The organism is Oleiphilus sp. HI0043 (assembly GCF_001634935.1).
Genome location: NZ_LWEY01001123.1, coordinates 1 through 10,118 on the forward strand (window position 1 = coordinate 1; position 10,118 = coordinate 10,118).

At 40.2% G+C, this 10,118-nt stretch carries 11 protein-coding genes and 1 pseudogene; 1 reads left to right on the plus strand and 11 read right to left on the minus strand.

The genetic code is table 11. The features are described from left to right. The 4 genes from A3729_RS12510 to A3729_RS12525 all read right to left on the minus strand — a co-directional run. Positions 1-336: MBL fold metallo-hydrolase (locus tag A3729_RS12510; RefSeq protein WP_156497929.1), on the minus strand; the 336-nt coding region annotated here is incomplete at its 3' end. A 108-nt stretch (positions 337-444) separates the two neighbouring features. Further along, positions 445-744 (minus strand): type II toxin-antitoxin system RelE/ParE family toxin, encoded by a 300-nt coding sequence (locus tag A3729_RS12515; protein WP_068511530.1) that lies wholly within the window; start codon positions 742-744, stop codon positions 445-447. 5 nt (positions 745-749) lie between these two features. Beyond that, on the minus strand, positions 750-1,007 hold the full coding sequence (locus A3729_RS12520) for a type II toxin-antitoxin system ParD family antitoxin (protein ID WP_068633946.1): 258 nt from the start codon (positions 1,005-1,007) through the stop codon (positions 750-752). Positions 1,008-1,111: 104 nt separating this feature from the next. After that, positions 1,112-1,801, minus strand: a complete 690-nt coding sequence (locus tag A3729_RS12525; RefSeq protein WP_068511523.1) for a transposase — start codon at positions 1,799-1,801, stop codon at positions 1,112-1,114. Positions 1,802-1,972: 171 nt separating this feature from the next. Between A3729_RS12525 and A3729_RS12530 the strand changes: the two genes are divergently transcribed. Further along, positions 1,973-3,046, plus strand: a complete 1,074-nt coding sequence (locus A3729_RS12530) for a Fic family protein (protein WP_082880602.1) — start codon at positions 1,973-1,975, stop codon at positions 3,044-3,046. A gap of 172 nt (positions 3,047-3,218) precedes the next feature. Here the strand turns inward: A3729_RS12530 and A3729_RS12535 are convergent. The 7 genes and pseudogenes from A3729_RS12535 to A3729_RS12565 form a co-directional block, all read right to left on the minus strand. Continuing rightward, positions 3,219-3,908 (minus strand): annotated as a pseudogene (locus A3729_RS12535) (nucleotide sugar dehydrogenase); the annotation flags it as partial. A gap of 478 nt (positions 3,909-4,386) precedes the next feature. Next, positions 4,387-4,944, minus strand: a complete 558-nt coding sequence (locus tag A3729_RS12540; RefSeq protein WP_068633948.1) for a sugar transferase — start codon at positions 4,942-4,944, stop codon at positions 4,387-4,389. Between the two features lie 2 nt (positions 4,945-4,946). Continuing rightward, entirely contained in the window at positions 4,947-5,870 is a 924-nt protein-coding gene (locus tag A3729_RS12545) for an NAD-dependent epimerase/dehydratase family protein (protein WP_197475835.1), read from the minus strand. A gap of 87 nt (positions 5,871-5,957) precedes the next feature. Continuing rightward, positions 5,958-6,731: a glycosyltransferase family 2 protein gene (locus A3729_RS12550; protein WP_156495329.1), complete on the minus strand. Its 774-nt coding sequence runs from the start codon at positions 6,729-6,731 to the stop codon at positions 5,958-5,960. A gap of 11 nt (positions 6,732-6,742) precedes the next feature. After that, positions 6,743-7,843 (minus strand): acyltransferase, encoded by a 1,101-nt coding sequence (locus tag A3729_RS12555; protein ID WP_068633961.1) that lies wholly within the window; start codon positions 7,841-7,843, stop codon positions 6,743-6,745. Beyond that, positions 7,827-9,083, minus strand: a complete 1,257-nt coding sequence (locus tag A3729_RS12560; RefSeq protein ID WP_068633962.1) for a hypothetical protein — start codon at positions 9,081-9,083, stop codon at positions 7,827-7,829. Before A3729_RS12560 ends, A3729_RS12555 begins: the two co-directional genes overlap by 17 nt. Next, positions 9,080-10,118: hypothetical protein (locus tag A3729_RS12565; protein ID WP_231877429.1), on the minus strand; the 1,039-nt coding region annotated here is incomplete at its 5' end. The genes A3729_RS12560 and A3729_RS12565, both read right to left, overlap by 4 nt.

The window sequence follows — 10,118 nt, forward strand, 5'->3', positions numbered from 1 at the left end:
GAAACCAATCTTCACCGCATCTTCCAGTACCAGCGGTAAAAGCACAGCCGACGGCTCAGAACAGTATATCGGCCCATCAAAGCCAGCAGCGAGAAGATAAGGAATGCGCCCGACATGATCGATATGAACATGGGTCACGACAAGCGCTTTAATATGAGAAACTGGGAAGTCGATTTCAAGCTGGCTTTCACTCGACTGCCCAGAGGTCTCGGCCCCTTGAAACAATCCGCAATCAATCAGAATACCTTGTTGTTCAGAACTGTTTTTATCAGAAATGCGAAGCTCGTGACACGAACCCGTTACGCCATTCACCGCTCCGTGGTGTAGGATTTTCATGTGATGTCCTTATCAATTAAGTTAAGGGAAGAATATCACAACGCTCGCGCTAGATTCCAACAGGATGGTTTCAATCGAGTCTGACCCCGTTGTCAGCTAAGTATTGAACTATGTCAGGTGCCGCTGAGGATCTTGGCGACGATGTAATACACGAATAATCTCCACCGTATCGCCTGTAACCCTATAAAACAGGGTATGGCTCGCAATAGGTAGGCTTCTGGTGCCAGCTAGAAGTTCAGAGCGATCAACTCCTATCATGGCTTGTTCAGTGAGAGTCCAAAAGTGTTCTTTTATATTTTCAAGGTAGCTATCAGACTGGGTTTTCCCCCATTGCCGCAACCCGTACTGATAGATGTTTTTTAAATCAGTTTTCGCAGCAGGGGCTATAACAAGGTGGCGTGTTGGCATGAAACTTAAGCCATAATATCATTGAACAATGAACCTAAAGAGGATTTTGATTTAATAGAAATACCTTCACCGCTATCTAGCTGGCCAGTGCCAACTTTCAGTTGCTCGCGTAAACGAGCCAATTTCACTTCGTGGATCCAGTCCTCGTGCGTATCCATAAAGCGCAATGCTTCACGAATCACTTCGCTGGCATTATTGTATAAGCCACTTTCAACTTTGGCTTTAACGCGAGACTCTAGCTCGGCAGTCAGGGACACATGCATAATGGCCTCCAAGAGTAAAAATTTATAAATTTCATGCTAGGCAAAAATACAAGCATTGTCAATCTTTGTATTATGGTATAAAAGGGGTCGGTGACAATTAGTAATCATTCGCACTTGAGAGGTCGCCCTATCTTTGAATAGCCAATTGATCTCTTAAGATTTTCTTCGATTTGTGCCTTAAAACGATCATCCCCCAAAGGCATCGAGAAACTGGCTGAAGTACGAATCTCATGTATGACGCCCTTCGACAACGCAACGTTAAATAACTCTCGATAGCGAACGAGACGGCTCTGCGTATCATGTGCCAACTGAGCATATACCTCATGCGCACTAATTAACGGACTTCTTTCACCATATGCATTGCACCGATAGCTAGACCATCGGTAATCAGCCGGATGCTCGACCATATTAGCCATAACCGGGTTTAGCTCTATATACCGATAACACTTGAGTAAATACCCTTCAGCATCGATCAAGCTTGCTTTATGACGACTCTCCCACAATGTACCGCATCGCCGATATGTCTTATTGATGTATTGTACATAGCGCCGCCCAAGTGACTGCATCACTTTAGAGACACCGTCAGTGCATGAAGGTGTCAACAAAAGATGAGTGTGATTCGTCATCAAGACATAAGCATGACAACTTACATCATAGCGTTCACACGCTTCTTGTAAGCATTCCAGATAAAACTGATTATCTTGATCTGAAAAGAAACACGCTTCCCGATTGTTTCCCCGTTGGATTACATGGCACGGCACTCCTGCCATATACATTCTCGGCTTCCTTGGCATTTCAGTTTCCTCTATCTTCCTTGATAGTTACACGTGATTATCGACCTAAGCCAAGGTCTTTTCAAGCTGAGTAATGCGAATGATTATTATGTGTCACCGACCCCTTTTGCTTTACTTTATCGGACATATTAAATAGAGTTATGTCCTATATATTAGAATACAGGCTCAGTTATGACCGAGAAACTAGACCCGTCAATGCTCCTCCAGCTGCTTAAGCAAGCCCCTGAATCTTTCGCGCTGTCTGATATTCTTGAATTGATAAATAAACCAACACTCAAGCTTAGCCCTCCTTCAGATCGAACGATACGCCGTTGGCTTAATGAATTAAGTGAGCAAGGCCTGCTTATTAAAACTGGCAGTCGTAAAGGTACACGATATAGTCTTGCTGCACACCAAACGACGCCCAATATGCTTCAGTTTTTGCAGGGACTAGATACAGATATTCAGATATCTACACTCAAGCAGATTAGAAACCTCTGGACTCATACCTCAACGGCACTAGAAGGCAATACTTTAAGCTTAGGTGATACAAAGTTTATATTGGACGAGGGCTTAACCATTTCAGGTAAACCACTCAAAGAGCACCAGGAAATATATGGCCACGCTAGTGCTATCGAATTGATTTACCAAAACCTTAACCAAGCCTTTACAGCAGAAAGCTGCTTCCAACTTCATTTAGCTATTCAAACAGACCGCGTCACCGACATTTATAAACCGAATGGAGCCTGGAAAGTTGAAATGAACGGTACCTATGCAGTTAATAAGAAAAACCAACAAGTATTTATCGAATATGCCCACCCCTTACATACAGAAAAGTTAATGGCTCTTTTTATTGAAGAGCTCAACTCATTATGCAAGCAAACTCTCAACCTTAAGGACGGAATCAAAGCCTACGCGAAGATTCACATGGGCTTTGTACATATCCACCCCTTCTGGGACGGAAACGGACGCCTTGCGCGATTAATTGCAAACATTCCTCTGCTAAAGTCAGGCCTTCCCCCCATCGTTATTTCGCAGGACGAAAGACAGCAGTACATAAAAATACTTGCAGACTACCAGCTGAAAGTTGGACAACTGACACCTGACTCCGGTGTTTGGCCGAAAACTAAGCTGCTTACTGACTTTGAACAGTTTTGTGACCGTTCCCATAAAGAAACAAGAGAGCTAATAGAAGGCGCTAAAAAACTTCAGGAACAAAGGAACAAAGGAACAAAGGAACAAAGGAACAAAGGAACAAAGGAATAACACCAACACAATACGTCTGCTGATTATGTCTGCTGATTACTCATTCAGCCCAACTAGAGCAGAAAGTCAAAGCCCGTTGCATACAAGTTGGAGGCAACTACACACGATCTTTTAGGTGTAGGGCAAGTAATGCGAATGATTATTAGTTGTCACCGACCCCTTTTGCAATTTATTGGATAATCTGTTGAGTATCCAATCCATGGGATTCTGCATAGCTATCCAGCTCATTAAAATACGAAACACGCATAGCGAGATAAGTGTTAGAAAATAATTTAACCGCTTCTGCTTCTGTTGAATCAATAAATAGCGTATCGATATCTTCCTTGACTGCTCCTTGAGCGAGCAACGCTGCAAATGTCTTTGCCAGTTCACTTTGTGAGCCAACAATAATTCGTGATGGGTATAGGTTGTCATGTAGCGCCTTCCCTTCTCGAAGAAACTCAGGAGAGAAAACGATATTGTCTGTATCAAACTCGCTACGAACGCGTTTGGTAAAGCCAACAGGTACCGTAGACTTAATAATCATCATGGCGCTGGGGTTAATTTCAAGAACGTCTCGAATAACTGATTCAACAGATGAGGTATTAAAGTAATTGGTTTCCGTATCATAATCAGTCGGAGTAGCAATCACAACATAATCGGCACCAACATAAGTGGCTTTCTTATCCAAAGACGCCCTAAAGTTCAGCTCTTTATTCAGCAGAAAATCTTCGATTTCTGAATCAACAATGGGTGATTTTTTGTCATTCAACAAAGCAACTTTTTGCTCCTCTATATCCAGCGCCACAACTTCATTATGCTGCGCAAGTAACATGGCATTTGAAAGGCCTACGTAGCCAGTCCCTGCTATTGCTATTTTCATGGTTTCTCTCTTTAAAAATCTGCTAATGCGATTCGCTACTTATACGCTGTATCAGCGAAAAGTAGTAACACTTAAATTATTATGAGTAACATCGTAGATAGAGCTTAGACAATCGAGAAAGTGTTTATTTAACTGAACAAAGCAATACCATTTTCCATGAAGAATGGTGGGTAGCACAGCTTACATGTTCAACACTGCACCAGCCTGGGACATAACCGCCTTTGATCAAGGATTAGATTTCAGCTTTGACCGCTTCCAAGCTTGCTCTCAAATGACAAAAACTTAACAAGCATCTTCAGTTCAGGTTCAACAACATGTATTTCATCTTTGTTAAGATGTATCAAAAACAACGAAAGAGGCCCCCTCACGTCCGACCCGTTTACCCCCCAATAGAGCAAGTTAGGAATCGATATATCCAAGGCCAAAAACACATACCGATCTAAACCGACTATTCACCACTATTGTACGACAAAATAAACTACTTTAACTGTACTCGATCTCCAGCCCCACTACCAGTAACTGTCATTACAATAAACTTGAAATAGTTAGCAACACTTAACTCCCCGATCATTTTAGCATCAACCTCCGCTAGCTTAACAGGTGTAGACATATCAATTTCATTGACTTGTGCTTCTCCAGTAATTCCGGGCCTTACATCAAAAACACCTTGAGCGTCTCGAGCCGCAGTTAATTCTTCTTGGTTGAATAAACCTGGACGAGGTCCAACCAAGCTCATCTCACCTTTTAGCACATTCCATAGTTGGGGAAGTTCATCGAGTTTTGTTTTACGTAAGAAGTTTCCGAAAGGCGTGATTGATGCACTACTAGCCAAATGAGTAGCGACCGAAGCAGTGTCAACTTTCATTGTTCTGAATTTAACCAAGGTAAAAGGTTTCTTCCTTCGACCTACTCTTTCCTGACGAAAAATTGGAGAACCAGTGTCAAAAAAGCCAATTACCGTTAATATCAATAAGACAGGGAACCCAAAAGCTAATCCAAAGAATGAGAACAAAATATCAAAAAAACGAATAACCATAATCAACACGCCTTATCAAAACAACGAGAAATTCCATCTTGAAACGAAACCGGAGGTGTCCAGTCTAAGGTATTTTTAGTATAAGAAATATCAACTTGGAAAGAACTACACAGTCTATCATATACCTCTTTTTTTCGGAGGATTCGAACCAGTGCTTTCAAAATTAAGGGGGGAACATACAAGATCCGGGATTCTTTTCCGGTAGCCAAGACAAGCGAACGAAGAAGATCTGGAGTGGAAATATCGAATTCATCACTGACAAAGAATGTTTGATTCACGGCTTTGGGACTATTGAGACAAACCATAATTAAGTCGGATAAGTTTTGCAAACTAACTAAACTTCGCTTATTTTCGATTGCCCCCAAAGGCAATGGAACATTCTTCATTGCTAATTTCATCATTGCTGAAAAGTTAGCTTTTACGCCAGGCCCATAAACTAAAGGGGGGCGAATAATTACGTACTCCATTGAAGATGCCAACGCTAGCTCTTTCAGCCCATATTCAGCTTCCATTTTTGATATACTAAATGCATCTTTCGGAAATGGAAAATCTTCAACACTATATGGACCTCTGTTATTAGTGTGCTCTCCATTTACTTTAGCGGTACTGATATAAATAAATCTCTTTACCCCGACTTCTATCGATTGACGGACCAAATTGATGGTTCCCAATGTATTAACAGTTCGATAACTTTCCAGAAAATCAAAGCCCGTTTGGTTTAGAAAATGAGCTTTACCAGCAAGGTGAATTACAACATCGACACCCTGGAGGACCTTAGACCAATCAGTACTACCGTCTATATCACCTATAGATACCTCATCAACACTTCTCTCCTGCGCTTGCCTAACCGCCGCCACCAAGTCAAGCTTAGCACCTCGGACCTGAGAGCACATTGCTGTCCCTATGAATCCGCCAGCACCTGTCACTAACACCTTCACTTTTATCTTACTCCACTACTTAAACCAATCGACTTAAGAAATACATACGCCAATTAAACCAAGACGTATAATTCGCTATCGTTTTACTTTTGAGCGCTTTGCAAAAGCATTAAAAACATATCTCAGAAAATAGATGAACCGCATAGGCACTGGGATATGAGAAATCCTCATGTAAAGGAGAAATGTCTTAGGAACAACAACTAACTTATTCGCACTAATTTGTCCTTTTCTAATACGGTATTTAGTAAGATAACGAGATAAGCCATAGGATGAATGCCCCTTCGCCAACAAAGAAACCCATAATAGAAAATCTTGCCTAGCACGTACTTCGCTCAAACGAAATGTACCAACAAGTTTAGTATCCACCATACAGGTAGACATACCCATTTCAGTTTTACTCAAATGTTTGGGTAAATCGACGAGCGGGCTAACGTCAACAGCTCCTCGAGAGTCTTCCCCCTGTTCATCCATAAAGCTAAAGCTTGTATGTGAAATGGGGGCTGAATGCTCTTGCATAAACTCTATTTGAACCTTTAGCTTGTCTTTCTCCCAGATATCGTCAGAGTCCAGAAAGGCTATATATCTACCTTTTGATATTTCTAAGGCATTGTTACGAGATACCCCAGCGCCGCTATTAACTTGATTTTGGATTACTGTTATTCTGGATTCACCTTTATACTTTTCGCGTATATAATCAAAACTACCATCCTTTGAACAGTCATCAACTAGCAACATTTCCCAGTTGGAGTACGTTTGATCAAACACCGATTGAATAGTCTCATCAATGAACTCTCTAGAGTTATACATTGGCGTCACTATAGAAACCATTGGTAAATCGCAGGCATTCAAATATATAACTCCTATGTTGATTTAGTTTTGGATAATAATGTTTTTTGGGAACTGATAAATCTTTTCTTTAAGCTGCGAGTAATTGGCTCTTCAAGCAAAAGCCAAAAAATATAACTAGCAAAAACCGTCAGTATTGTAATCGCTATCGAAAACACCCAAAACCCGAAAATATTCTCTAGCCCCACAAAGAAAAAGACCTTTGTAAAGAACGGCAGCGTAAAAACCTGCAACAAGTACGCTGAATATGAAACATCCCCTAACCTGACGCTCACTAGCCCAAGCAAGTTTTTTGGCTTCCAGTCAATACTCAACGCAAATAATACAATAAAGAACCCTCCTCCACCCCACAATAAGGTTCTGTTGAAGTAAGTCACAGGAACATCCAAGAAGGAATATATATAAAGCGATAATGAAGCCATCAAAAACAAATATCTATACTGGATAAGTTTCAACTGAAGGTTCATATATAACCAAGCGGCAAAAACACCAAACGAAAACTCAACCACCATAGGGCTTAATACTAAATCAGAGTATGACAATGTTGTACGCATTGTCGGGTCAGAGAAAAGTAGTATTAGAACAGAGTACAATAATAACAAGACATAAAGGGCTTCTTTTCTGAAAAATAGAAGCAATGCAAACATTAAATAGAAATACATTTCATAATTTAATGTCCAACCAACTCCCAAAACTGGCGAAACCACTCCATAGCTTGTTGGCACAGGAATAAAGAACAAAGAACCCAGCACCCAAGGAATCTCGACTTCTGACCTGTGAATAAATAAATGAGGAAATAGTAAAAGTGTGACAACACCAACTAAGGTGAGAATCCAGTATATCGGTACGACCCTAATTAACCGAGAAAGAATAAACTTTGGGATTCTATTTCTATCACCAAAATCTTTATGGTGCACCCAAAAGATAATGAACCCACTTAATACAAAAAATAAATCTACTCCAGCATGTCCGAGCACTATCGAGCTGTAGTTTGTAACAAAAACGCTAGGCAATTCAAGACTAGGGTAGTTTTTCGCTTTCGCCAAGGCATGTGAAAAGACCACTGCTAAACAAGCTAACCCCCTCAATACCTGTATACTATACAACACGTTCATTTTCACGCCTTGCCCTTCTTAGAGCCATCCCAAATACGTATATAAAAAAAAGCGTTTTAAAAAGCTCTGGGCCAATCTTAGTAAACGCGGAAATTGGGTTGTGGAGAAATGTATAACCTATCAATACGAAAATTAAACAAGATAGCATTGAGGGTTGACAACCTTTTGGCAACCAAAAAACTTTCTTATAGGTATTTCTCACGACAGCAATATAAAAGCCACATAATACAAAATTCAGAGGCATCATTGGAATATAGCCAAAACTTGCCAAGGGCCCTGGAGTTGCTCCAGCCCTATCTTGAATAGGGTATTTATACAAGCTCAGATAATTTAGCCGATTAATACCTTCAATCTCGGGTCTTGGATACAAGAACCCTATAATTTTTCCTAACCTGTAAACGAATATATCTAATTCTAATTCTAGAGCTAAGAGGTTAGCTCTTAGATCAAAACCCTGCTGCAATATCAGATCCAATGAAGAGGTAAATACAACTAATCGATAGTATAGGTAATAAACTACCCTTCCTGTAAACTCATCTCTAAATATCAGGTAGGCTTGCTCGAAACCCATTTTGTTAGCATAACCAAAAAACACAACTCCTGTGACAGCTGCAGCCGAGAGCAACACTACACTGATGGTTTTAAAAAAGTTAGTACCAGAGCTACCAATCAGTAAATACTTATCAACATTGTTCCCTTTAGCAGCAATTAAAAGCGCAGTAAAGATCCAAACCACATCTACTGCACCGTTTGCACATAGTATCCAGTTCACCATATGCAATGCTAAGCTAAGTCTACAAAGTGGCGCCAACTCCCTTTTCCCCAATGAGAGAATAAAACAATACGTTACGAAACCAACAAAAAAACTCTTATACAGAGTTATTACTTGCGGTAGCACCCCGGATTGCGATAGTTGTTCACCTGAATACCTGAAGCTGATACCAAAATCAGCGTTAAACTTAACAGCGAGCGGCAGAAAAACTAGCCCTGTAACTATGGTAAAAAAATTATTCTCGAATATTAAAGGTAGTTTCGAGAATATATTGACAGGGAAGGACAACTTGATTCTGGAAAATATGAAAGCAAAAATTCCTACCCAAAGCAGTACGACGAAGATTAAGAGCGTGTTGCCTGGGTTTACAAAGTTTATGTGCGGCCCTAAAAACACCATCATTATAAGAGGCACAAAATAAAACACGAAGAAATATGGCGCAATGACGCTCCAACCAATATTTTTCATGTATAAATAAGACCTATCTGTATTTGTAACTGCCTAATATTTTTAGCCACAGATAATTCGCTCTCAAGATTATAATAGTCCCAAGATAAGCCAATCGGTTTATACCAAATCAAATTCTCAGCAAGCTTTTTAGCGTAAGCATCTTTTAGCAAGGAGGAAGAGGCTGAAATAACGACCCGAGCTCTAGAAAAATCTTTGTCAAATGGAAGATCGCAGCTAGATAGAGATACACGGCAGATTAACATCAAAACTTTAAGCTTCAATCCAGCGAGTTTATCCGAAGGGTGAAACCTAACAAATATTGAACTGTCACTTTGTTTTGATAAATACCGAAATAGGGTTATCGTTTTTACAATATAGAATTGATGAGAAAAACAAACTAATACATCAATCGGTACTGCACTATATTCGGGCTGCAATGACTCTTGTTCCATTACAACTATATCCACCGAATCATTCACAGATAAACGTCTATAAATATCTCTGGTCTCATTGTCAAGCACATAGATACTATCAAACTGGTTGGACGGAAAACTATCCTTTACAGCACCATGTTGCACGTAAACGACCTTGATTCCTTTTACTTCCCTCAAAAGTAGGCTGATGATAAAAATATCTCCTGCATGATCATTTGATATACATACAGTGCCTACACCACGAGCCTTAATTTTAGATATCAACAAACGATTATAAAACACCATGCCACGCATATTGCAAGTAAAGTAGACCCCCTCTCGTTTGTCAGAAAGAAAGAACATAAAAGGAAATATGAATAATTTAGATGTCCACACAGCTAAACGAGCAGCATTAAACCAGATGGAAATATCGTATATATCCAAGGAGTCATGCTTCGTCTCAAGCTCCCCCTCTATACTTGACAGCGCTTTTCGCTGGTTATTTGTCGCATACACTGAAATCGTATCGGTTGAAATTCTAGACTTACGGCATGGATAGCGTAAAACCGCTAATAAACACCGAATAATCTCAATAATGAAACGTTTATAGCCATACAAAAAATGATATAGGTCACTACGC